26 protein-coding genes, 2 pseudogenes and 1 riboswitch are annotated in these 22983 nt (G+C 69.1%); of the genes and pseudogenes, 13 read left to right on the top strand and 15 right to left on the bottom strand.

All coding sequences use genetic code 11. The features are described from left to right. Window position 1: 1 nt before the first annotated feature. From BT364_RS18495 to BT364_RS18485, 3 genes are read right to left on the bottom strand one after another with little or no spacing between them, the layout of a single operon-like run. On the bottom strand, window positions 2–838 hold the full coding sequence (locus BT364_RS18495; protein ID WP_072486294.1) for an FAD/NAD(P)-binding protein: 837 nt from the start codon (window positions 836–838) through the stop codon (window positions 2–4). Further along, window positions 838–1296 carry a Crp/Fnr family transcriptional regulator gene (locus tag BT364_RS18490; RefSeq protein ID WP_072486293.1) on the bottom strand — a complete coding sequence of 153 codons (459 nt, stop codon included), beginning with the start codon at window positions 1294–1296 and terminating at the stop codon, window positions 838–840. The genes BT364_RS18495 and BT364_RS18490 overlap by 1 nt, the downstream gene beginning before the upstream one ends. Beyond that, the gene (locus BT364_RS18485) at window positions 1293–2453 is read right to left on the bottom strand and encodes a 4Fe-4S dicluster domain-containing protein (RefSeq protein ID WP_072486292.1); all 1161 of its coding nucleotides are present in this window, start codon (window positions 2451–2453) and stop codon (window positions 1293–1295) included. Before BT364_RS18485 ends, BT364_RS18490 begins: the two co-directional genes overlap by 4 nt. Window positions 2454–2630: 177 nt before the next feature. Between BT364_RS18485 and BT364_RS18480 the strand changes: the two genes are divergently transcribed. After that, window positions 2631–3134, top strand: coding sequence for a hydrogenase maturation protease (locus tag BT364_RS18480; RefSeq protein ID WP_072486291.1), 504 nt, complete (start codon window positions 2631–2633; stop codon window positions 3132–3134). A 246-nt stretch (window positions 3135–3380) separates the two neighbouring features. Here the strand turns inward: BT364_RS18480 and BT364_RS18475 are convergent, their stop codons facing one another. From BT364_RS18475 to BT364_RS18450, 7 genes are all read right to left on the bottom strand, one after another. Next, window positions 3381–3629: a BON domain-containing protein gene (locus BT364_RS18475; RefSeq protein WP_072486290.1), complete on the bottom strand. Its 249-nt coding sequence runs from the start codon at window positions 3627–3629 to the stop codon at window positions 3381–3383. Between the two features lie 308 nt (window positions 3630–3937). Next, the gene (locus BT364_RS18470) at window positions 3938–5215 is read right to left on the bottom strand and encodes an acyltransferase family protein (RefSeq protein WP_072486289.1); all 1278 of its coding nucleotides are present in this window, start codon (window positions 5213–5215) and stop codon (window positions 3938–3940) included. A gap of 334 nt (window positions 5216–5549) precedes the next feature. Further along, window positions 5550–7490 (bottom strand): multicopper oxidase family protein, encoded by a 1941-nt coding sequence (locus tag BT364_RS18465; protein WP_218172442.1) that lies wholly within the window; start codon window positions 7488–7490, stop codon window positions 5550–5552. 314 nt (window positions 7491–7804) lie between these two features. Next, window positions 7805–8266 (bottom strand): transposase, encoded by a 462-nt coding sequence (locus tag BT364_RS44585; RefSeq protein WP_107408256.1) that lies wholly within the window; start codon window positions 8264–8266, stop codon window positions 7805–7807. A 78-nt stretch (window positions 8267–8344) separates the two neighbouring features. Beyond that, on the bottom strand, window positions 8345–8530 hold the full coding sequence (locus BT364_RS40975; protein ID WP_143166509.1) for a DUF2797 domain-containing protein: 186 nt from the start codon (window positions 8528–8530) through the stop codon (window positions 8345–8347). Window positions 8531–8639: 109 nt separating this feature from the next. Continuing rightward, window positions 8640–9284, bottom strand: a complete 645-nt coding sequence (locus tag BT364_RS18455) for a CBS domain-containing protein (RefSeq protein ID WP_072486288.1) — start codon at window positions 9282–9284, stop codon at window positions 8640–8642. 428 nt (window positions 9285–9712) lie between these two features. Further along, window positions 9713–10174: a cyclic nucleotide-binding domain-containing protein gene (locus BT364_RS18450; protein WP_072486287.1), complete on the bottom strand. Its 462-nt coding sequence runs from the start codon at window positions 10172–10174 to the stop codon at window positions 9713–9715. Window positions 10175–10493: 319 nt separating this feature from the next. Here BT364_RS18450 and BT364_RS41585 point away from each other — a divergent pair, with 319 nt between their 5' ends. Next, on the top strand, window positions 10494–10955 hold the full coding sequence (locus BT364_RS41585) for a universal stress protein (RefSeq protein ID WP_072486286.1): 462 nt from the start codon (window positions 10494–10496) through the stop codon (window positions 10953–10955). 305 nt (window positions 10956–11260) lie between these two features. Here BT364_RS41585 and BT364_RS18440 read toward each other — a convergent pair. Next, window positions 11261–11593: pseudogene (locus BT364_RS18440) on the bottom strand (GNAT family N-acetyltransferase); the annotation flags it as partial. A 196-nt stretch (window positions 11594–11789) separates the two neighbouring features. Here BT364_RS18440 and BT364_RS43080 point away from each other — a divergent pair. From BT364_RS43080 to BT364_RS18425, 5 genes and pseudogenes are all read left to right on the top strand, one after another. Beyond that, window positions 11790–11914, top strand: a pseudogene (locus BT364_RS43080) (universal stress protein); the annotation flags it as partial. Between the two features lie 361 nt (window positions 11915–12275). Further along, a complete protein-coding gene (locus BT364_RS40965; RefSeq protein ID WP_143166507.1) occupies window positions 12276–12554 on the top strand; it encodes a hypothetical protein in 279 nt (92 codons plus the stop codon). A 244-nt stretch (window positions 12555–12798) separates the two neighbouring features. Continuing rightward, window positions 12799–13434 (top strand): ATP-dependent Clp protease proteolytic subunit, encoded by a 636-nt coding sequence (locus BT364_RS18435; protein ID WP_072486471.1) that lies wholly within the window; start codon window positions 12799–12801, stop codon window positions 13432–13434. Between the two features lie 7 nt (window positions 13435–13441). Beyond that, entirely contained in the window at window positions 13442–13750 is a 309-nt protein-coding gene (locus tag BT364_RS18430) for a hypothetical protein (protein ID WP_072486285.1), read from the top strand. A gap of 414 nt (window positions 13751–14164) precedes the next feature. Further along, window positions 14165–14329: riboswitch (cyclic di-AMP (ydaO/yuaA leader) on the top strand. Between the two features lie 3 nt (window positions 14330–14332). Further along, window positions 14333–14806 (top strand): C40 family peptidase, encoded by a 474-nt coding sequence (locus BT364_RS18425; protein WP_072486284.1) that lies wholly within the window; start codon window positions 14333–14335, stop codon window positions 14804–14806. Window positions 14807–14949: 143 nt separating this feature from the next. On the opposite strand, the gene BT364_RS18420 is transcribed toward BT364_RS18425, so the two are convergent. Continuing rightward, window positions 14950–15381: an ATP-binding protein gene (locus BT364_RS18420; RefSeq protein WP_072486283.1), complete on the bottom strand. Its 432-nt coding sequence runs from the start codon at window positions 15379–15381 to the stop codon at window positions 14950–14952. Between the two features lie 204 nt (window positions 15382–15585). On the opposite strand from BT364_RS18420, the gene BT364_RS18415 reads away from it, so the two are divergent. Both BT364_RS18415 and BT364_RS18410 read left to right on the top strand, forming a co-directional pair. Continuing rightward, window positions 15586–16446 (top strand): helix-turn-helix domain-containing protein, encoded by an 861-nt coding sequence (locus BT364_RS18415; protein ID WP_072486282.1) that lies wholly within the window; start codon window positions 15586–15588, stop codon window positions 16444–16446. A gap of 26 nt (window positions 16447–16472) precedes the next feature. After that, a complete protein-coding gene (locus BT364_RS18410; RefSeq protein WP_072486281.1) occupies window positions 16473–16679 on the top strand; it encodes a DUF397 domain-containing protein in 207 nt (68 codons plus the stop codon). On the opposite strand, the gene BT364_RS18405 is transcribed toward BT364_RS18410, so the two are convergent. Beyond that, window positions 16672–17814, bottom strand: coding sequence for an 8-amino-7-oxononanoate synthase (locus BT364_RS18405; protein WP_072486280.1), 1143 nt, complete (start codon window positions 17812–17814; stop codon window positions 16672–16674). The genes BT364_RS18410 and BT364_RS18405 overlap by 8 nt on opposite strands. Window positions 17815–17956: 142 nt before the next feature. Here BT364_RS18405 and bioB point away from each other — a divergent pair, with 142 nt between their 5' ends. The 4 genes from bioB to BT364_RS18385 all read left to right on the top strand — a co-directional run bounded on the left by bioB (window position 17957) and on the right by BT364_RS18385 (window position 21896). Next, entirely contained in the window at window positions 17957–19153 is a 1197-nt protein-coding gene (bioB, locus tag BT364_RS18400; protein WP_072486279.1) for a biotin synthase BioB, read from the top strand. Continuing rightward, window positions 19146–20450, top strand: a complete 1305-nt coding sequence (locus tag BT364_RS18395; RefSeq protein WP_072486278.1) for an adenosylmethionine--8-amino-7-oxononanoate transaminase — start codon at window positions 19146–19148, stop codon at window positions 20448–20450. The genes bioB and BT364_RS18395 overlap by 8 nt, the downstream gene beginning before the upstream one ends. Window position 20451: 1 nt before the next feature. After that, window positions 20452–21141 (top strand): dethiobiotin synthase, encoded by a 690-nt coding sequence (bioD, locus tag BT364_RS18390; RefSeq protein ID WP_072486277.1) that lies wholly within the window; start codon window positions 20452–20454, stop codon window positions 21139–21141. Window positions 21142–21218: 77 nt separating this feature from the next. Then, a complete protein-coding gene (locus tag BT364_RS18385) occupies window positions 21219–21896 on the top strand; it encodes a class I SAM-dependent methyltransferase (RefSeq protein WP_072486276.1) in 678 nt (225 codons plus the stop codon). A gap of 31 nt (window positions 21897–21927) precedes the next feature. Here the strand turns inward: BT364_RS18385 and BT364_RS18380 are convergent, their stop codons facing one another. Then, window positions 21928–22299, bottom strand: a complete 372-nt coding sequence (locus BT364_RS18380) for a fic family toxin-antitoxin system, toxin component (protein WP_072486275.1) — start codon at window positions 22297–22299, stop codon at window positions 21928–21930. After that, window positions 22296–22523, bottom strand: coding sequence for an antitoxin (locus BT364_RS18375; protein WP_072486274.1), 228 nt, complete (start codon window positions 22521–22523; stop codon window positions 22296–22298). The genes BT364_RS18380 and BT364_RS18375 overlap by 4 nt, the downstream gene beginning before the upstream one ends. Between the last annotated feature and the right edge of the window lie 460 nt (window positions 22524–22983).

The following is a 22983-nucleotide window of genomic DNA, read 5'->3' as shown; positions in this document are numbered from 1 at the left end:
GTCACAACTCCCTGACCATGAGAAGGGGTTGGGCCTTGGTCCAGCTGATGACGGGGCCGTCGCGGCAGAGCAGGAGGGGGCCGAGCTGGCAGTGTCCGCAGTGGCCGGTGGCACAGTGCACGTTGCGTTCCAGCGAGACCCGGATCTGCTCCGGATCGACGCCGCGGTGTACCAGTTCGCCGGCGGCGGCCCGAATCATCGGCTCGGGGCCGCAGATGAACGCGGCCGACGCCCCGGGGCTGAAGGCGGCCCGGTCGAGCAGGGTCGTGACGACGCCGACCTCGCCCTGCCACGGCGGGTCCGCGCGGTCCACCGTGGTCAAGATCCTGGCAGCCGACTGCCAGCCTCGAACGTCCCCGGTGTACAGCAGTTCGTGGGGTGTGCGCGCTCCGATGAGAACGTTGAGCCGTCCGTAACGCTCTGGTGCGGCGAGCGCGTCGCGTACGAGCGGGCGCAGCGGTGCCAGACCGATACCTCCAGCCACGACGAGCAGGTCCTTCCCGGCTGCGGCGGGTAGTTCCCAGTCGGTGCCGAACGGACCGCGCACTCCGACCGTGTCGCCACGCCGCAGCCCGTTCAGCGCCCCGGAGACCGCTCCGACCGTGCGGACGGTGTGCGTCAGCCGGCGTCCGTCGATCCCGGAGACCGACAACGGGATGTCGCCGACGCCGAAGGCGTACACCATCGCGAACTGCCCAGGAGCGAAGGGCTGCAGGGCCGAGCGGACCGGTTCCAGGACGATCGTGGCGGTGTCGGGCGTCTCCGCCTCGCGTTCCGCCACCCGGTACGGAACAGGGGCAGCTCCCGGCCGGGCAGTCAATGGTGCGGCTGCCGTCATCACGACTCACCGGCGTCGGAAGGCCCGTACAGGTCGAGCAGGCGGATACGGGTGGACTTCAGTCGCCGTGCGATCACTTGCGCAACACAGTTGGTCAACGCCAGGCCGAACGACGGATCCTCCTCACACGCGGCTCGGACCCGCTCCGCGTCGAACTCGAACGCCGACACGGTGCTGCGGGCCTGCGCGCCGAGGTGCCAGCGGTACGGCTCGAACAACCAGGACCAGCCCAGCAGATCGCCTTCACCAAGGGTCTCCAGGACTGCCTCGCGTCGGCCCGGAACGTGCACGTCCAGCGCGACGAGCCCGGAACGGATGATCCAGAACCGGTCGGCGACACCGTCCTCGTCGAAAATGCGGGTGCCACCGGGGAAGGAGACGTCGTGGCCGAACGTGGCCAGCCGCTTGCGGTGGCCGGGCGAGAGAGCACCGAGAAACCCGTGGCGAACAACGGTCATGACGGGCCCTGCCCCGGCTCCTGCTGAGGGGCCTCCCGTTCCAGGTTCAGCGCATGGGCCTCCTCGGTGATGTCGATACCGACCGGGCACCACACGATGCAGCGCCCGCAGCCGACGCACCCGGAACTGTCGAACTGGTCATACCAGGTCCCGAGTTTGTGGGTGGCCCACTGACGGTAGCGACTGCGCGAGGAGTTGCGGACCGGACCTGCCTGCAGGTGGGAGAAGTCCAGGTCGAAGCAGGACTCCCAGCGCCGCCACCGCTCGGCGTGGTCACCGGTGAGGTCCGTGACGTCCTCGGTGGTGGTGCAGAAGCACGTTGGGCAGACCATGGTGCAGTTTCCGCAGGTCAGGCAGCGAGCCGCGACGTCGTCCCAGCGCTCGGCCGTGAGTGTCTCGCGCATCAGCACCCGCAGGTCCACCAGGGGCATGCTGCGACCCATGCGATCCGCCGCGTCGGCGACACGCTCACTCGCCGCGGTCCGAGTCGCGGCGTCGGCGGGACGGCGGGGCAGCTCGGCCAGGACCGACTCTCCCTCCTCGCTCCCGATCCGCACCAAGAAGCGGTGGCCGTCGGAATCGAGCACCTCGGTCAGCGCCAGGTCGTAGCCGGGCCCCACGGCCGGCCCGGTGCCCATGGACACGCAGAAGCAGGTCGCACCCGGCTCGGTGCACTCCGCCGCCACCAGGAAGGCCCGCTCACGACGCCCGCGATACGCCGGGTCGCTGTACATCCCGCCGGTCAGAACCCGGTCCTGGATCGCAATGGCCCGCAGGTCGCAGGGGCGCACACCGAGGAACGCGTACGATGGCGGTGACGTCCGGTCCTCGGTCACCATCAGTTCGCCGTCGGCACCGCGATCGGCTGTCCACTGCCGTTCCCGCGGCGGGTGCAGAAACGTCTTCCAGGACTGAGGGCCCGCGCTGTGCGCGAACACGGCACCGTCCTCGCGGGCACGAAGCCGATAGATGCCTGCCTCCAGCTCGACTCCCCAGCCGTAGGGGAGTTCCGCACCGCTGGAGATCTCGGACAGGACGATCGCCCCGTCGCGTACGGTCGGTCCCACAACCGTACGGCCACGCCCGGCCAGGACCGTGATCAGCGCCTCCAGACCGTCCTTGCCGATCACCGCGGCCATGCCGCCGTCGTCCGCCATCGCCAACCTTCCGACGCCGCCGATGATGCTTGCCCGGCCAGTATGTGCACGGACCTGCTGTCCGGCATGGGCCGCCCGGCCCCTGCGTGGTCCAGGTGGCTGTCTACGTCACCCCGTACGGACCCCGAGCGGACCCGGTACAACTGGCGGGCCTGTGCGGCGGGAAGGGGTAAACGAGTGAACCTCACTACGCGGATCGCCGTCATCGGCGTCGGGAACGAGTTCCGCCACGACGACGGTGTGGGCTGGGCCGTCGTGGCCCAGCTGGCAGAATGGGCCGAGGAACGGCCACTGCCGAGTGGAACCGCCCTTCTGGTATGCGACGGCGACCCCGCCCGTCTGATCACCTTGTGGGAAGACGCCGACCTCGCCATCGTGGTGGACGCCGCACACGCACACCCAGAGCGTCCCGGTCGGCTGCATCGCCTGAAAGTGGATGATGGGCAGCTGTCGCAGACAGGCACTGCGACGAGTTCCCACGGGCTCGGGCTCGGCAATGCCGTCGAACTCGCCCGCCAGCTGGACCGCCTGCCCGGTCAACTGGTCGTCTACGCCGTCGAGGGAGCCGACAGCAGCCTGGGCACCGGCCTGTCAGCACCCGTCGCAGCCATCGTGGAGCCGCTTACCGAATGGATCGCGACAGAAATCTCGCTGCATGCGGGTTCTACCGGCAGCAGGTAGGCGCGAACTGGCTGCGTGCTCCATCTGTGCCCACCCTTTCGCGGAGATTCGCACGTGATCAGCGTGGATGGCCGAAACCATGACTCCCGCGCCCATTCCTGTTGCCTTGGCGGCTCTCATTCACCTTGTCGAAAACAGTTCACTCTCAGGGTTCCCTACGTTCGCGGCGAGCAGCGCACCGCTTTGGCAGATCTTGCACAGACCCCGTCGGGCAGGGTGACGTCGACAGGAGTCGAGACTCCGGCCTCACCCAGTGACGGTGTTCAGGTGATCGACCACTTCCGTCACGTCATCGATGGCCTCGACTGCCGCAAGGAGCCGAGGGACATCGGCTTCCGCAATCCGGCCACTCACGTTCACCACCCCGTTGCGCACGGTGACCTCGATGGCGTTCCGCGCAGACGGGAAGTGCTCAGCGAGGATCCTCGACTCAATCTCCTCACGAATCCCGGCATCGTCTCGGATCGGCGCGTTGAGCAGCGCACTCCTGTGCACGACACCGATTCTACGGGGTCGGCCCCGCCCCGCAGCCGGCCCCGCGGCTGCATCCTGGGCACCGTCGCATCCGCCGCCACGTTGGCCGCTTCGTCACCCTCACTTCCCCCGTCCCATGCCACCACGTCTGATCGGCACTGCTCTTGTGGCCATGCGGCCGTCACTGCGACCGCCGTCATGCGCCGTGTGCCGCCGCACCCCGGTGCGCTGCCCGAGACGCGGCCTTCTCGGCTGCCCGCGCGCTCGCGGAAGTCGCACCGGGGTGCGGAGCAGGTCCTCGCGGCCGCCGTGCTGATCGTCGCCGGTACTCAGCCCCTTCGCCCTGCCGGTGGGCGGCCCGAACACAAAACTGCCAAGAAGCCGCAGGCGTAGGTTGCCAGCAACAACACAGGCACGTGCCCGCCTGGGGCGAATCCGCAGACGGCCAGCCTGACCAACGCCGGCACGATGGCTCCCAGAGCGCACAGCACCAGCACCGGCGACCACCACCCGGCCGCTCCCAGTCCCGCGGGCAGCAGACGCAGCGGCCGCTGGGCCCGCATCACACCCACGGTGAGGAGTACCAGCAGAGCTGTCAGGAGGGTGATCCACGCCGGGCGCAGGGCCCACCACTGAGCCGATCCGATGCTCGGCTGGGGCATGACGCCGGTGGGGTAGAGCGTGACGGCCACGATGATGACCGGCGTCATGTGCCACAAGTAGACCGTCATGACCGTGCGGTTGAGGCGGGAGACCAGCCGCCATCGCCACGGGCGGGCGAGCAGGCGCTCAACGGCCGGTTCGACCGCGAGCAGCAGTCCCGTCTGGGTAGCGGCGAACGCCAGCAGGGCAATCGACGGCGGGGTTGTGTTGCCCACCCGCGCCCCCGTCCCGATCATGTCGATGGGGAAGGGACCCCAGACCACCAGAGCGGTGAGGAGCACGGCTCCTCCGGCGGCCAGCATCCCGCAGCGCCACCGGGGACGCGTGAGCGTGCCGTCCTGCCACGCGAACCCCCACTGGTGCATCGTCCCCCACACCAGCAGATAGTTCGCGAAGCCGATCAGTGGCAGGTGAGGGCCGAGCACCAGGGCGTCCACCCCCACGGCTGCGACGGCCATCACCGCAGGTACCGCCAGTCCCCACCGCCGGTGCGCGGCGAGCAGGAGCGGGGTAAGCGCGATCAGCAGCAGGTAGACGGGCAGGAACCACAGATGCAGGGCGGCAAGCCACCCGGCGCGGGCCAGAGCAGCCTTGTCCACGTCGGCGATCCGGGCCACGGCGACGGCGAGCGCGCCCGCCACGACGTACACCGTCGTCGGCCACAGCAGCCGCAGCATCCGGCCGCGCATCCAGTTGGTCCAGCCTTCCCCCCGCTGCTGGTGAGCCGTCCAGGAGACGGCGTTGACATACCCGCCGACCACGAAGAACACCGGCATGACCTGCAGCAGCAAGGTCAACCAGCGGCCCCAGCCGACGTGCTGAAGAGCGTCAAGGCCAGACAGATGCCCCCTCCGGTACATGATGCTGACCAGCAGCCAGTGGCCCAGTACCACCCCACCGATCGCACACACACGCAGCAGGTCCGCGCAACGGTTCCGTTCCATCCGACTCCTCCCATGAGATCGCCATGCCAGTCGTCGGTGTACGGCTGACTGGTCTCCGTGTGAGTGAGGTGCCAGCGAGTGATCAGCCGTCCACGGTTCCGCGGCTGCGGGACAGCCCATCGTCGGCGCGGGCCTCGCGAAGGTGCCCGGTGCTGCCCTGTCGTTCCCGGCCCCGGACTCCGGCTGCGGCCGGGCATCGGCGGGGCGTTGCCGCGGTGCGGGGCTACCGCTGTGCGCAGGATGCACCCGACAGCCCACCTGCCCACGATTCCGGCTCTGGCTGATCTCACTTGAGGGGAGCACTCCGAGACACAGGAGAGGGGCAGAACCTCCGTCATCCGACGGTGTAAGGGCGCATTATTTCGTTGTCCTCGTGTTCGAGCATGTGACAGTGCCAGACGAACCGGCCTGCCCGGTCGAACGTCGCTTTCAGCCTCGTCACGGCACTCGGGTAGGCGACTGCTGTGTCCTTGAACCCGTTCTCCCACGGCTCGGGGGGCCGGGCGGCACGGCCGGCCTGTTGCCGGTCGAGGACTTGGAACTGGACTTCGTGGATATGGATCGGGTGTGCGTCCTTCGTGAGGTTGTGAATCTCCCAGATCTCGGTCGCGCCCAGGGCCGGACTCTCCGTAACGGGGTCGTCCCAGCGCATCGGCACGGGAGCCCCGTTCCGGTCCAGGGTGCCGAGCAGCATTTGCCGGGGGCCGACGTGCGGCAGCGAAGCGGACTTCTGCTCACTGAGGGAAAGTCGTCGGATACGGCTCGCCTTTCCCAACGGTTCGAACGGCGGAAGCGACAGCTGGGAGGGTGGCACGGTCGTGTCCGGTGTGGTGAGTGTTTCGATGACGAACTTCATGATTTGCCCGGTGGTAGCAGGGTCTGCCGGGGAGTAGTCCGTACCTGCCTTCCCGCCCTGGAATGCTCTGTCGGGGCCCTCGTTGATGAGATACAACTCGGTCCCGACCGGTACGGATGCGAAGTCGACGATCACGTCGGCGCGCTCGGCGGGAGCGATGAGCACCTGGTCGCGCCGTACGGGCGTGGGGAGGAAGCCTCCCTCGCTGCCGATCTGGCAGAAGGGGAGGGCGGCGGCCGCGGGGCGGTGGGCGAGTGGGCGGGTGACGATCTTGAGGATCAGGTACCGCGAGTTGCATCCGTTGAGAAGCCGGAACCGGTAGCGGCGCGGTTCGACTTGAAGGACCGGCCAGGTTCTCCCGTTGGTCACCATCGTGTTGCCGAAGAACTCGGGGTTCCAGATCGGGGGGATGTCGCTGTCCGGGATGTAGGGGCCCCTGAATCCGTCGAAGGCAGTGCGTCCGGCCGGGTAGAACAGGCTGCCGTCGACGTGGAACGAGCGGTCCTGGATGGCGAGAGGGATCTCGTAGTACTTCCGGCCGGGCGGATCACCGGCCCGGGGCGCGGGACCGGGCAATACCCCGACTGGAAGGTCCGCAGGTCCGCCTCGCAGAAGGTAGAACCCTGCCAGTCCGGCGTAGACGTTCAGCCGCGTGACGCCCAGGGCGTGATCGTGGAACCAGAAGGTCGAGGCCCTCTCCGCGTTGGCGTACTGGAACACGGCGTCCCCCTGGCCCCAGGCGTCGCCGAACCGGTCTTCGAACTTTCCCTTGAACTCCTCGTAGAACGAGCCGACTTCAGCGTATCCCGCAGGAAGGTCAAGCGCGCCGGGAAGGTACCAGGCTTCGGTGTAGCCATCGCTCTCCTCCGAGTTCCGCCCGCCATGCAGGTGCGTCACGATCGGCACCGGGCCCGAGTACGGTCCGGGTGTCGAGCGGAATCCGGGACGTGAGTCCCGGGCCGAAGCTCCGCCCGGAGGGTTTGCCCAGTGCAGTGTGGGATCGACCGGCAGCAGGTGCGGCAAGTATCGGCCTTTGCGATCAATCAGCTGGTTCTTCCACCTCACCCGCACAGGTGTTCCAGCACGGGCCTCGATGGTGAACGCGGGGTAGTGGAAGCTGCGCGTATGCAGAGTCGATCCGTACCCCCACACGGTCGTCGCCGGCAGGCCGGAGGGCAGCACCTGCTGCTGGAACTGTCGCACGCCGATCGCGTAGTGGTCGATGTGATCAGCGAGGCTGCCCCGGGCCTGCGGCATGACGGGCGGGACGACGAGCGGCGTGACGTACTTGTCCACTTCTTCCGGATCCAGAATGCCCTTGCCGCTGGGCTCGAGGAGGCGCGGAGTCTCGGAGGCCGCTGGAAGGAGCGCACACATTCCGCCGACCGCCGCCTGCACGACACGCCGTCTCGTGACCACGTAGGTCCTCCATCAATTGCGGGCACCATCAGGTGTCGCAGCTTGCAGATCCGCGCGCTGCCGGTGGTGTTCCACGGACGTATCTGGCGATCAGCGCGTGAACACATACGGGGTACCGGGCCCCGGACCTGCGTGTACCAGACCCCGGGATACAGGCCTTGGTGAGCCTTTTTGATTTCTTCTGTGTGTATTTAAGCGGCTCTGGATGCCGGAATCGCGTCACGAGTGAGGCAGCGCACCTCCTATCACCCCATTGCTTCGGAATCGCTGACAGGCAATTACTGCGGTTGAAATCGTGATGTCTTCTGCGACGGTCAGGGGTTGACCGTCAGTCCAGTTTCGGTGAGGCAGCCGTCTATGAGGTTGCTGCGGTATTGGATGTGCCGCAGGCCACTTCGGATTCGTTGCATGAGGTGTTCCGGCGTGGTGAAGGCGACATTGGAGAGCCAACCGCGCCGCAGCAGGGACCAGGTACCTTCGACGGGGCTGAGGTCGGGTGCATAGGGCGGCAGGTAGTAGATGGCCAGCCAGTCCCGGGTGGCGGCGAACTTCCGAAGTCCTTCGGCTTTGTGGACATTTAGGTTCTCCCAGACGAGGACGATCGCGTCCACGATCGAGCCCTTCGGCGCCCGCCGGTACTTCGGCGGATCGTCGCTGGCCACGGCCCGCCGCACAGTTCTCCGGGCGATCCCCAGATGCCGCGCGATCCCCTTGTTCGACATACCCTCCGCACGGTGGAGCCGCCGGATCTCAGCCCAGTCCTCCACACCGATCACCTCTTCCACCTGACTCCCATGGAGCCAGACTGATCACTTGATCACGGAAGGGGTCACTTTTCATCGACCGATAGGGGGTCACGGTTCAAAGCACGCCGACAAACTTCCCTTATGAAGGAAACTGGCGTCGGCGAACGCCTTGATGAATTCAGGCATGCGCTGCCACGCCTGCCTGTCACTCAGGTGTGCAGCCAGTGCGACGTTCACAACGCCAAATACGACTGCTGCGTGGGCACTCACCACGGCCGCGGACACGTCGAACACGTCCCGCTGTCATCACTCGACGTTATCTGTTTTCGAAGCTGTTAGGCGACACGCGACCGTGCAAGACCCACCAGCCTCCCGAGGGCGGGAGTTTTAACGGCAGGGCTGGCTAGCCCTCCCGGGCGGCGGCGAGGTGTGCGTCCACGGCGACGACGCCGTCGACGCCCTGGCACAGGCCCACGACCACCGGGACGAGACGTGGTTCCGGGACGTGGCCCCGCAGGGCGACAACCCCGTCGTGGACCTCGACCGCGACGGTGCCTTCGTCCAGGCCGAGGATGCGTCCCAGGACGTCCTGCTCGACCTCGCCGCGGATCTCTACGTCGGAGCGGATGAAGGCGTCGAGCAGGTCGCTGCGGCTGACGATGCCGGTGAGGAGCCCGTCGTCGCCGACCACGGGCAGCTGCTTGACGTGCCGCCTGCGGAGTTCCCGCGCGGCCCGGGGGATCGTCCAGTCGGCGCGGGCGGTGAAGACGGGGCTGCTCATGAGCGCGCCCGCGGTCCGGGCCCGGGCCTTGCCCCAGGCGCGCTCGTCGTTCCCGTCCTGCCCCTGCGGATCGGGCATGCCGGTCTCGTGCCGCAGCACGTCGGACGCGGACACGACGCCGATGGGGGCGCCGTCGTCGTCGACGACCGGGGCCGCGACGATGTCATTCGCGTCCAGCAGGGCGGTGACCTCCTGGAGCGGTGTGTTGGGGCGGAGGGTGAGGACCTCCTCGGTCATCACGTCGCCGACCGTACGGCGGTGCAGCATGGCACCGACCTCCTCCGCTTTGCGACGGGCAGCCGAGATCGGACCGCCCGGGCGGACGACGCGCGGCCGTACCGGCCTCTGGGGCCTGCCGACTCGTCCACGCCGTCTCCCCTACCCATGACAGCACCGCGCCGCTCCGCCGACCAGTGACGTTCGGCCCGGCGGGGAGGGCCGGCGGTCCCACGGCCAGGAGTGCGGCCGAGTGCGCGTTGCGTTGGATGCCAGCAACGCTGAGCGCCAGGCCCTTGCGTGGGGATGATCAGGTCGCCCCCCTGACTGCTTCCTCAGCGTCATCGAGCTGCGGGCTTCAGCCGCGAATACGCAACACTGTCGGCACGACGCGGGCCATCGTCGTCCTGACCTCCTCAAAGAGAGATCCGGCTCTTCCACTCGGCTGTGCGTCCCTCCGTCCGGATGCCGCAGGAGATTCACTGTGGGACCTGCGTCACTCCGCTGCCATGGGGTGTGTAGAGATCGACGAGCCGGATCCGGGTGGCTTGTAGCCGGTGTGTGACCACTTCCAGGACGCGGCGGGTCAGTGCGAGGCCGAATGCGGGATCCACTTCGCACAGCCCGCGTACGGCCTTCGCGTCGAACTCGTGGGCCCGTACCAGGCTGTAGGCCTCAGCCCCCAGTCGCCAGGCATACGGGGGGACCAGCCAGGACCAGCCGAGCAGATCGCCGTGGCCCAGCGTCTCCACCGTGGCGGCGCGGCGGCCGTGTGCCTGGACATCGAGCGTGACGGCGCCGGTGCGGATGATCCAGAACCGGTCGGCGGGGTCGCCCTCGTTGAAGATCCGTGTCCCTGCGGGGAACGAGACCTCGTGCGAGCAGGCCATCAAATGGTCCTGGCCCTCCGCCGGCAGTCCGTGGAGAAAGGTGCTGTTCATCGGTGTCCTCCCAGGTTCCGGCCGCCGCGGTTGCTCCGCACGGTGCCGACCGTGTCCACACCCCCAGGCTGCGTCAGCGGCAGGTTGCGCACTTGGGCCGAGAGGTCCCGGTGGTGTGCCCCTTGCGGCCTTGTTCCGTAGCGCAGGCCGGCCACGGGCCTGGGACATCAGCCGAAGAGGCTCCGCATCCGGATCGTCCGTATCCGGCGCCTGTGCGTCTTCAGGGCCGGAAGCCGCGCGCCTGACCCTGGCCCGCTGGATCCCGTGCTGGCCTGGCTCGTGCAGTCGTTCTTGGACGACAACCCCCAAGGTCCGCACCATGACCCGTCATCTGACCGTCGGCGTGGATGGCTCGCCCGAAAGCCGCTGGGCAGCGTCATGGGCAGCAGATGAGGCCGCGTTGCGCAGCCTGCCGCTGCGCCTCATCTACGCCGAGGACCGGCCCGTATCCGTCGCCATGCCGGTGAGCAGCTTCGAGACGCAGGAACGTGGGTCCGACCGCATGCTCACCGAGGTCGCAAACGACCTGCGGGAGCGCCATCCCGGGCTCGACATGACCACCGGGCGGCTCTCCGCACGACCCCCAGCGGCCCTGTCCGCCGAGGCGAGCGAGGCGGACCTACTGGTGCTCGGCTCGCGTGGGCTCAGCCGCATCACGGTGTTCTTCATCCGCTCGTTTGACATGGCCACGATCAGTAGCATCGAGCGGCCGGTCATCCTCGTGCGGGCGACCAAGCGGCAGGACGACGAGCCACCGCCCCCGTACCGGCCCCTATCGTGACCTGGTCGTCGATGTCGACGTCCATCAGCCCTGCGACGCGCTGCTGGCTTTCGCCTTCGACGAAGCCGCACGGCGTGACTGCGTGCCGTGGATCGCGCACGGTTGGTCACTTCCCTTGGTAGTGGCCCAGGATCCCCTGCTCGATCAGGGGTCCGCCAGGAGACGGACGCGAAAATCGACCGCGCGCTTGCCTGACTGCTGATGCCCTGGCGGCAGAAGTGCCCGTCGGTGGACGTCGTCGAGCAGGCACTTGTGGGCTCTCCCGGAGAGCAGTTGGTCCACTGCGCCGCCGACGCGAGTAATAGTCAATACCTGTGGATCGTTGAAGATCGCCTGATAATCCGGTGCCATCGGATCTCGCCGTCGCGCCATTCGTCGGTGGGTGCGAGGCCGGCGGCAGCGGATGCCCGATGTTCAGGGTGGATGTGGGCGATGACGCTGTGCACCGGCTGCCGGCTGAGCCAATCGACGAGTCCTCGGGCTGCCTCGGTGGCGATGCCGCTTCCTTGCCACGGGGTGCCCACCACCCACGCGACCTCGGCGATGGGGCCGTGGCCAGAGGGGCTGACCGTCGCCTGGACTGTGCCGGTCAGGCAGGACTGGTCACGGAGCCGGATCACCCAGTTCAGCCAGGAGATGACGCCCGAACAACCTCATCCAACAGCGAACTGCCACTTGGCCTGGCGCCGTTCTCGTTGACTACCGTGAGCACGAGCGTGCCTTCCCGGCCGACGCGGCAACGTCGGCCTTGCTCGATGACCTATCGATCGATCCATCGGGAAGGTACGCCTCCTTCCGTCAGGAGTGATCCACAGGTACTGAGCATTGCTCGCCGACGCGGATCTCGTGGTCGTCGGCCGCTGTATCCGCAGGTCCCCCTGGGAACCCGCATCGGCCCGATCGCCCACGCGGTGATCCACCACTCCCCGGCACCCGTCGCCGTCGTCGCCCACGACTGAACGCGGTGCCCGACATGGAGGTTTCCATGCCCGCACCGGCACTCGGGGCGATAGCCGTGGAATCCGCGGAGCCCCTCGCAGAGGACCCAGCGACGGTCCCGGCGATGAACAACGCGTAGTCATCCAGTGGGGCTCAGGCGGAGCAGGTGCGGCATCCAACCGGAGCGATGGAGGTCGACGATGGCTCGGAACACGATGAACGGCACGCACGGCGGCGCACAAGGAAGCGGGGGCCGACTCGCCGACCCCGGAGGAGCATGCACCGCACGACCGAAAGCACGGAACCGAGGCACCCGGCGGCCGTCTCTCCCCGGGCCTCACAAATCCTCTCGGCCTGCGCGCGATTGAAGGTCTCCCGGACATGAGGATTCTGTGCGACACGCTCGACCACGCGGCCGGCCAGCGCATCGCTCGCTCGACCACTTCGACAGCGATCTCGTCGCCAAGCCCGTCGGCCCGCGCCGCCCTGGACCATGCCCTGGCAGCCGCCGCCTCGCGGGGTGCCTCGGTGCGCGCGGTGTGGGTGCGGCAGCGCCCGCTGCTCGGATTCCTCGACGAGCAGGCCGCGTCGAGTCGTGTCACAGGCAGCTGCACGAAGCGACCGCTGCGCGTTCCGCCGCGTACCAGTACGTGCCGCTGAGCCATGCAGTGCTGCGGGGCACCCGGTCGAGGCGCCTGTTGATCAAGACACCTAGAGAGAATGTGAGATATCCACTCTCAGCGAACAGCCAAAACAGCCTCTGACCTGGGACTTTCAGTGGATCACCAGGATCTGCTCCCATCATAACCTTCTGTACGTCCTGTACATTTTTTACAAAGTCGGTGCGGCCCCGTAAAGAGACCGCGCAGACCCGTGCAGACCCCGGAGGAGAGGCATCGCCATGCTGTTCCGTCCCACCGCCCGTCATGTACTGCCCGAGTTCACCGAGCGCACGACCAACGGGACCCGCACCCTCGACCCGTACTCCAAGCTGCTGTCCGAACGGATCATCTTCCTCGGCACCCCGGTCGACGACGCCGCGGCCGGCGATCTGATCGCGCAGTTGATGTACCTGGAGCACGACGCCCCGGACCGCCCCGTCTCGCTCTACATCAACTCCCCGGGCGGCTCGTTCGGGGCCATGTCCGCGATCTACGACACGATGCAGTACCTCACCTGCGAAGTGGAGACCTACTGCCTCGGCCAGGCCGGTTCCTGCGCCTCCGCGCTGCTCGCCGCCGGCGCCCCCGGCCGACGGCACGCACTGCCCGGCGCGAGGGTCGTCGTACGACAGCCCGAGCTCACCGAACCGATGCAGGGTCAGCCGTCCGACCTGGAGATCGAGGCCAAGGAACTCGAACGGGTCCGCACGATGCTCATCACGCTGTTGGCCCGTCACACGGGCCGCGACGCCGGGCAGATCACCGACGACATCGAGCGCGACCTCATTCTCGACGCGGCGGGCGCCAAGGCGTACGGGCTGGTGGACCATGTCCTGGAGAACCGGAAGTCCTCGCTCCGCCCGCACGGCGCGAGGTGAACCCCCTATGCGACCACCGGAGTTCCCGCCCCTTCCCGCACTGACGTGCGCCGAGGGGGAGTTCATCGACCGCTACCTCGAAGTCCTCGACCAGCTCGGCCGGATCAACCCGGCCCGCGGCAGCGACACCTACGGCGCCCTGCGCGCCGCACAGGCGCTGGTATCGCACGCGGGCGCGCTGCGGGACGCGCTCGCATCGATGCACGAGCGCGGGGAGGCGCAGATCCACGCCACGACGCTCGCCCGGGCACTGCGCATACTGGACGGGGAACGGCGGGCCGGGCGCGTCACCGTACCCCCCGCTCCCACGAGTTGATCGGCTTCCGCGCTCCGCGCGTACGGCGGGGCCGGGCCAACTTCCCCTGCCCCGGCGTCCGACGGCCGGTGGCCGTCACCCAACTCCCGTACCCGACACGCCCGGCGGTCCGATCGAAAATCCTCGCTCGTTCGGCGTAGGAAGCCCCTCTCACGAGGGACTGCTCAACTTGCGTTCTCTGAGTGGACTGTGATCGGAATCCCCCCTTCCACCCCTGGTACGACACCGGTCGGATTCACCGCCGGAGCCTCGGAAAGCACCATGTCCACCCGAATGGATCAGTCGTGAGGAGCCTCACAAATCCCTGTTTCAGCTCGGAAATCCGGCAGTCTGTGAGTCAAGATCCCTGGGACGACAAGCCCCCGCCACCGCGGCGGGGCGGTCCGGGCGGACGCCGAGTCCTGCCGCCGCGCGGATGACTGGTCGACAGAAGTGGATCGGCAGGAGTGGAGGACCCGAGCACAACGGGTCGGCCTGAACATCGGTCGACCCTCGGGGTGAAGCCGCCGCAAGCGGCCGGGCAACTTCGCCAGCCCGAACCCGACAGGTCATCCTTCACAGGCGGCTGACGAAGGGTTGCGCATGACTGCGCAGGTTCATGTCCCGTCTCTGCTCGTCCGGGCCGGTACGGCCTCGGTTCTGACTCTCGCCGCTGTCGGCACCACCATGTTCGCCCCGGGCGCCGCGACGGACGCCCAGGCGGCGACTCTGTCGATGAAGGCGCTCAACATCGCGGCATCGAAGAAGGGATCGCCGTACAGGTGGGGGGCCACCGGCCCCAACCGCTTCGACTGCTCGGGGCTGACGCTCTACTCGTTCAAGAAGGCGGGCAAGAAGCTCCCCCGCACGGCCCAGCAGCAGTACAACAGGACCCGCCACATCTCGGCCTCGCACAGGCAACGCGGCGACCTGGTCTTCTTCCATTCCGGCCGCAGCATCTACCACGTGGGCATCTACGCCGGCAAGGGCAAGATCTGGCATTCGCCGAGGACCGGCGCGGTGGTCCGGCTGGAGAAGATCTGGACCAAGAGCGTCTACTACGGCCGGGTCCGCTGAGGCGGGTCGTACCCGGCGGATCAGGGCCGCGCCCCCGGCCGTGCTCCGCCGGGCGGGACCTGGGCTCGGCGGGTTCGGGGGGGGCGGGGCCGACGCGGAAGCCGGGTGACCGCGCGGGCGGGCGGTCAGCCGGAACGCGCCGGTCAGCTCTGCACGGGGACGCTCCACGGAAGCGCGATCCACACCGTCTTGCCGCCGTCGGCGGTGGGCGTGACGATGAGCCGTCCCCCGCACTCCTTGGTCAGGGTGCGGATGATCACCATGCCGCGCCCGTTGTCCTGCTGAACGGCGGCTGGCAGCCGCCTGGGCCAGCGGGGGTGGCTGTCGGTCACTCCCAGACGCAGCTGCTCCTCCCGCTCCAGCCGGAGGTCCACGGTGAAGGTGGGCGACTGCCCGAAGGTGTGCTGGACGGCGTTGGTCGCGAGCTCCGAGACGATGAGCCGAATGCTGTCGGCGAAGTCGGTGTCGGCGACCATGCCCCATTCGCCGAGCACCCGGTCCACGTACCTGCGGGCCGCCGAGACCGCGACCGGCTCGCTCGGCAGAGTGACGCTTGCTTCCTGATGGTCTGCCATGGCGAGCCGTCCCTTTCCCACCCGGACAGACCCGCGATCGGTCCGGGTTGTGCTTCGCGCCAGATTGCCATTGATGCTGCCCCCTGGGACGGCGATCCACCAAGATATGCATATATCTGTCGCTCAATGCGGTGAACCCTGCCACACGAGACCGTATGCGGGCGGCACACTGTCCGCTCGGCTAAAGAGGGAGGGAGGCCGCGGATGCAGCACGGCCCTGCGGTTCGACGCCGCAAGCTCGGGGAGGAGCTCCGGAGTCTGCGCCACGCGTCGGGACTGACCAGTCGGGACGCGGCGCGGATACTCGGCTGGCACCAGTCGAAGGTGAGCCGGATCGAGACCGGGGTGAGCGGGGTGCGGCCGGCCGACGTGACCCGGCTGCTGGACACGTACGGCGTGGACGACACCCAGTTGCGGGACCTCCTGGCCACGTTGGCGGGCTCGGCGGGCGGTGGCGGCACCGGATGGTGGCACGCCTATCGCGGTCTGATCCCGCCCCAGTACCGCGACTTCATCAGTCTGGAGTCCCAGGCGCGGACGGCGCGCACGCTGGAGACCTCGGTGGTGCCGGGGCTACTGCAGACGGCCGACTACGCGCGTGCGGTGACCCGGGCATCGCTGGACGGGCTGCCCGCCGGCCAGTTGGACTCGCTGGTGGAGGTGCGGCTGGCCCGGCAGGGGGTGCTGCGGACCGATCCGCCGCTGCGGCTGAGCGCGGTGCTCGACGAGGCGGTGCTGCGGCGCGAGGTCGGCGGGCGCCGGGTGATGCGGGAGCAACTGCGCCATCTGACCCGGGTGGCTCAACTTCCCCATGTGCAACTTCAGTTGCTGCCATTCTCGGTGGGCGGCCATGCCGGCCTCACCGGACCTTTCGTTATCTTCTCATTTCCGAGCACTTCTGATCTAGATGTGGTCGTTCTCGACCATTTGACGAGTAGCCTCTATCTGGAGCGGAAAGAAGACCTTGAGGCGTACAGCTCGGCCTTCCGCACGATGCAGGCACACGCGCTGTCGCCGGAGCACTCGTTGGACCTCATCGCCACGATCGACCGCGACGGTCAGTGAACCCCGGAGCGCCCGAGGGAGGCCTCATGTCGGATTGCCTCGCACAGCACGGCTTACGGTGGCGGCGCAGCAGCCGCAGCACGGGCATGAACAACTGTGTGGAGGCCGCACCGTTCGGTGACGGGCGGCTGGCCGTACGGGACTCCAAGGATGTGTCCAGGCCACCGCTGTGGTTCTCCGCGGCGGCCTGGACCTCATTCGTCGCCGGTCTGCACCGGGTTCCGGTCAGCTGACGGGAGCGGTCCGCCGCACGACCGACACCGCGGTGGCGATCTGTTCCTCGGTCAGATCGGCTCGCGCCGTCAGCCTCAGCCGGGACACCCCGTCGGGCACCGACGGGGGCCGGAAGCACCCGACCGCGATTCCGGCCGTGCGGCAGTCGGCCGCCCAGCGCACCGCGGCGTCGGCCGAGGGGGCACGCACCGAGACCACGGCCGCGTCGGGCCGCACGGCGGTCAGACCGGCCGCGGTCAGCCGCTCGTACAGCGCGGCGGCGACCGCGCGGGCCCGGCCGGCCCGCTCCGGCTCGCGGCGCAGCAGCCGCAGGCTCGCCAGTGCGGCACCCACCGCGGCCGGCGCCAGACCCGTGTCGAAGATGAACGTACGGGCCGTGTTGACGAGGTGTTCGATGACCCGGGCCGGTCCGAGGACCGCTCCGCCCTGGCTGCCCAGGGACTTGGAGAGGGTGAGCGTGGTGACGATTCCCCCTCCGCCCGCGAGACCGGCGGCGGCGAGCGCGCCCCGGCCGCCCTCCCCCAGCACGCCCAGGCCGTGCGCGTCGTCGACGAGCAGCGCGGCGCCCTCCGTACGGCACACCTCGGCCAGCCGGGGCAGCGGTGCCGCGTCGCCGTCGACCGAGAAGACCGAGTCGGTGACGGCCAGCGCCCGCCCCTCGTGCGACCGCAGAGCCTTGCGTACGGCGTCGGGATCGGCATGCGGGACGACGGCGGTCGAGGCGTGCGAGAGCCGGCAACCGTCCACGATCGAGGCGTGGTTGCCCGCGTCGGAGACGATCAGCGAGCCACGGCCGGTGAGCGCCGTGACCGCCGCAAGGTTGGCCGCGTAGCCGGACGACAGCACCAGCGCCGCTTCGAAACCGCAGAATTCGGCCAGCTCGTTCTCAAGTTCGGCATGCAGCGCGGTGGAGCCGGTGACAAGTCGCGATCCGGTAGCGCCCGCACCCCATTCGCGTGCGGCCCCGGCCGCGGCGGCGGTGATGTCGGGGTGCCGGGTCAGCCCCAGATAGTCGTTGCTCGCGAGGTCCAGAAGTACGGGGGCGGCGGGCCGGGGGCGCAGAGTACGGACGAGTCCGGCGTCGGCGCGGCGGCGCGCCTCCTCGTCGATCCAGTCGAACGGGTCCAAGGACATGAGCGGTCCCTTTTGTAGGCAGCTCACAGACCCTAACCGTGGGCGCAGCAGGTCATGGTGTGGCAATACACACACCCTTGCCGGGCTCTGTTGTCCGGTTCCTCCTTGGCTGTGGGCGGTGCCGTAGGCCAGGATCTTCGCCATGGACCTCCTGAACACGCTGGTGGACAAGGGGCTGCGGCGCGAGCTGCCGACCCGCGAAGAAGCCCTCGCCGTACTGGCGACCTCCGACGACGATCTGCTCGAAGTGGTGGCCGCGGCCGGAAAGGTGCGCCGTCAGTGGTTCGGACGGCGCGTGAAACTGAACTATCTGGTCAATCTCAAGTCCGGTCTCTGCCCCGAGGACTGCTCGTACTGCTCGCAGCGGCTCGGTTCCAAGGCCGGGATCCTCAAGTACACCTGGCTGAAACCGGACGAGGCGTCGAAGGCCGCCGCCGCCGGGGTGGCGGGCGGTGCCAAGCGGGTCTGTCTGGTGGCGAGCGGCCGCGGTCCGACGGACCGCGACGTCGACCGGGTGTCGGAGACCATCGAGGCGATCAAGGAGCGACACGAGGGCGTCGAGGTGTGCGCCTGCCTCGGTCTGCTCTCCGACGGGCAGGCCGACCGGCTGCGCTCGGCGGGTGCCGACGCGTACAACCACAACCTCAACACGTCCGAGGGGACGTACGGGGACATCACCACCACCCACACCTATGCGGACCGGGTGGAGACCGTGCAGCAGGCGCAGGCCGCCGGGCTCTCGGCGTGTTCGGGGCTGATCGCCGGGATGGGCGAGAGTGAAGCCGACCTGGTCGATGTCGTCTTCTCGCTGCGCGAACTGGACCCGGACTCGGTGCCGGTGAACTTCCTGATCCCGTTCGAGGGAACCCCGCTGGCCAAGGAGTGGAACCTCACCCCGCAGCGCTGTCTGCGCATTCTGGCGATGGTCCGGTTCGTCTGCCCGGACGTGGAGGTGCGGCTCGCGGGCGGGCGCGAGGTCCATCTGCGCTCGCTGCAGCCGCTGGCCCTGCACCTGGTCAACTCAATCTTCCTGGGCGACTACCTCACCAGTGAGGGGCAGGCGGGCCAGGCGGACCTGGACATGATCGCGGACGCCGGTTTCGAGGTGGAGGGGGCGGGAACGGCGACGCTGCCCGCGCACCGGGCGCAGCCGGGCGGCGGATGCGGTTCGCACGACGGCGGATGCGCCCCCTGTGGTGACGCGCATGGGGAAGCCGGGGAGGCGACGGCTTCCGAGGCGTCCGAGGAGGCGACCGCCTCCGGGGTCCCGGCGGCCCGTACGGATCTGGTGGCGGTCCGCCGTCGCGGCGCGGGAACGGATCTCGCCCCCAATGCCTGAGGCCCTCTCCCCCGCCGAGCTGCGGTCCCTGGACCGGGCCCACGTCTGGCATCCGTACGGCCCGATGCCGGGGCGTCAGGAGCCGCTGATCGTGGAGTCCGCGTCCGGGGTGCGGCTGAGGCTGGCGGAACCGGCCCATGGGCAGCTGGAGTTGGTCGACGGCATGTCGTCCTGGTGGTCGGCGGTGCACGGCTACAACCATCCGGTGCTCAACGAGGCGGCCCGTGGTCAGCTGGGCCGGATGAGCCATGTGATGTTCGGCGGGCTCACCCATGAGCCCGCCGTGCGGCTGGCCGCCCGGCTGGTCGAGATCACCCCCGAGCCGCTGCGGCATGTCTTCCTCTCCGACTCGGGGTCGGTCTCCGTCGAGGTCGCCGTGAAGATGTGTCTGCAGTACTGGCGCTCGGCCGGGCGGCCCGCCAAGCAGCGGCTGCTGACCTGGCGCGGCGGCTACCACGGCGACACCTGGCAGCCGATGTCGGTGTGCGACCCCGAGGGCGGCATGCATGAGCTCTGGTCGGGTGTCCTGCCCCGCCAGGTCTTCGCGGACGAGCCCCCGGCCGGTTTCGACGCCGAACCGGATGCCGCGTATGTCCGGCACCTGCGGGAACTGATCGCGGAGCACGCCGACCGGCTGGCCGCGGTGATCGTGGAGCCGGTGGTACAGGGCGCGGGCGGGATGCGGTTCCACTCCCCCGCATACCTGCGGGTGCTGCGCGAGGCGTGCGACGAGCACGACGTGCTGCTGGTCTTCGACGAGATCGCCACAGGTTTCGGCCGTACGGGGAAGCTGTTCGCCGCCGGGCACGCCGGGGTCTCGCCCGATGTCATGTGCGTGGGCAAGGCACTGACCGGCGGCTACCTGACGATGGCGGCGACGCTGTGCACCTCCCGGGTGGCGGAGGGCATCTCGCGCGGCGAGGTGCCGGTGCTCGCGCACGGGCCGACGTTCATGGGCAATCCGCTCGCCGCCGCGGTGGCGTGCGCCTCCGTCGATCTGCTGCTCGGCCAGGACTGGGAGCAGGAGGTGAAGCGGATCGGCACCGGACTGCGGGAAGGGCTCGCCCCGGCGTCGGAGCTGCCCGGGGTGCGGGATGTACGGGTACTGGGTGCGATCGGCGTCGTACAGCTCGATCACGAGGTGGACATGGCGGCCGCGACCCGGGCCGCGGTACGGGAAGGGGTGTGGCTGCGGCCGTTCCGCGATCTCGTCTACACGATGCCGCCCTATGTGACGGGTGACGAGGACGTGGCACGGATCTGCCGCGCCGTGTGCGCGGCTGCGCGAGAGGGATGAGATGACGGTTCTGGTAGTGACGGGGACGGGCACGGAGATCGGCAAGACCGTCGTGACGGCGGCGGTGGCGGCGGCGTGCCCGGACCGCCGTGTCGCGGTGCTGAAGCCCGCGCAGACGGGGCTGGCCCCCGGCGAACCGGGTGATGCCGCCGAAGTGGCACGGCTGGCGGGCGGCCATGTCACCGCGGTCGAACTGGCGCGGTTCCCCGAACCGTTGGCACCCGCCACCGCGGCCCGCAGGTCCGGTCTCCCGCCGGTGCGGCCGTACGAGATCGCCGAAGCGGCCCAGAAGCTGGCGACCGAGCACGATCTGGTGCTGGTCGAGGGTGCGGGCGGGCTGCTCGTCAGGTTCGACGACGAGGGCTCGACCCTTGCCGACGCCGCCCGGCTGCTGGCCGCCCCGGTGCTGGTGGTGACGCCCGCCGGTCTGGGCACGCTCAACACCACCGCGCTGACCTCTGAGGCGCTGCGGAACCGGGGGCTGGAGTGCCTCGGTGTGGTGGTGGGCAGCATGCCCGGCGAACCGGACCTCGCGGTGCGCTGCAATCTGGCGGACCTTCCCGTGGTGGCGGGCGCCCCGCTGCTGGGGGCGGTGCCGGCCGGTGCGGGGGCCTTGGAGCCCGCCGACTTCCGTGCGCGTTCCCGGAGTTGGCTAGCGGAGGAGCTGGGCGGGAATCGGCCCGCCGGCTGAGCGTCTGAGCCGCTCGGGACGGGGGAGAATCCAAGTAGCGTGCTTTCTGCCCGAGCGCCCGGTCGAGGAGGTCCGTCATGCGTCTGCGCAGCACGAGAATCCCCGAGGATGCCGTGCACCACCCCGTCTTCGCCCGGTTCTACGCCCGGATGAGCGTGGCCGCGGAGACCAAGGCGGGGCTGGGCGCGGTGCGCTCGGAGCTGCTGGCCGGCCTGTCCGGCCGGGTCATCGAGATCGGTGCGGGCAATGGCCTGAATTTCGCGCACTACCCGCCCGCGGTGTCGGAGGTGGTGGCCATCGAACCCGAACGCAGCCTTCGGCAGTTGGCGGTGCGGTCGGCGCTGCGGGCGGGAATCCCGGTGGATGTGGTGCCGGGCGCGGCAGAGGCGCTGCCGGTGAAGAGCGAGGCGTTCGACGGGGCCGTCGCCTCACTGGTGCTGTGCACCGTACGGAATGTGGAGCGTTCGCTCGCGGAGCTCGTGCGGGTGCTTCGGCCCGGCGGTGAGCTGCGCTTCTTCGAGCATGTACGGGCCGACGACCGGGCCATGGCGGCGACGCAGCGGGCGCTGGACCGTACGGTCTGGCCGCTGGTGACGGGCGGGTGTCATACGTCGCGCGACACCCTGGCCGCCATCGAGCGGGCCGGGTTGGTGGTGGAGACCTACCGCAGGGTACGGATGCCGGAGTGGGGAATCCGGCTGCCCACCTCGGCCTGCGTGCTGGGGGTGGCGCGCCGCCCGGCCGTGCTGGACTGAGGCATCGGCCCGCCGTCGCGCGCCGGGGCCGTCACAGGCTCCACTGGCGGAGTTCGTCGGCGATGGCCCGCACGTCCGCCTTGCCTTCCTTCACCATCCTGGCGAGGTCACGCACCTGCTCGGGCGAGGTGATGACCTTGAGCCCGGAGGCGACGAGATATCCGTACGCGACGGCCGAGGAGAACATCGCGTTGGAGTGTTCGAGCGCGGGGACGTGGAGCAGCAACTGCAGGAGGGCAGCGGCCCGGGAGTGGGGGTCGCTGTAGACGGGGCTGCCGAAGATCTCGGCCTCATGACGGGCCACCGCGGCCACGAGCGCGCCCCAGTCGACGACCTGCGGATCGCCGGGGGTCTTGTGCTCGGCCACCATGAGCAGCCAGGAAAGGTCGATCTGCAGGTTCAACGCGTGCCTTTGCACTCCGGGCCGAACTCTTCGGCGAACACCGCCTCGTACTGCTTCATGAAGTCGGCCGCGGCCTCGACGAAGGTGTGTCCGACCTCGCCCGCATCCTGCCGCACGAGCTCTTCTATGTACCGGTTCACGCTCATCCCCCTTTGCAGCGCGCGCTGCCGCGCGGCCTCGGCGGTGGACTCGTCCACTCTCACGTTCAGCTGTGTCTTGGGCACAGCAACACGCTAGCGCGCGCGTGCTAGCACCGGCAAGAGAAGGCCACCGGTGCCCAGTACACAGGTCCCGGCCCGCGGATCGCCGCACGCGGACCCCCGGCGGCGGCCCCGCAAAGGGCTCGGAAGGGCGCCGAAATGACCCCGTGGGTGTGATGCCACCCATAGGGGCCACGTCACATCCTAGGGCGGGTAGTAGACACGACCCCCGCCCGAACGGTGCAGAACCAGTCCAGAGCGTCTCATTTCGGACATTACTCCGTATTGGGGTAGTACGTCACATCATTGACCCCCGCCACGGCCGCCGCTAACCATGGCTGTCATCACGGGGAACCACGACCGGCCCGGACACACCACCGGACCCGCTCACCCCCGTCCCGCACCACACAGGGGCCCCCGCCCCGCCCCGCCGCCGCCGACACCGGACGGCACCACCACACCCCCAGGAGTCACTCCCGCATGA

It is taken from the genome of Streptomyces atratus (genome assembly GCF_900119365.1).
GTDB classification, from domain to species: domain Bacteria; phylum Actinomycetota; class Actinomycetes; order Streptomycetales; family Streptomycetaceae; genus Streptomyces; species Streptomyces atratus_B.
The sequence above is the reverse complement of the archived record's forward strand: the minus strand, read 5'-3'. Positions and strand labels throughout refer to the sequence as shown.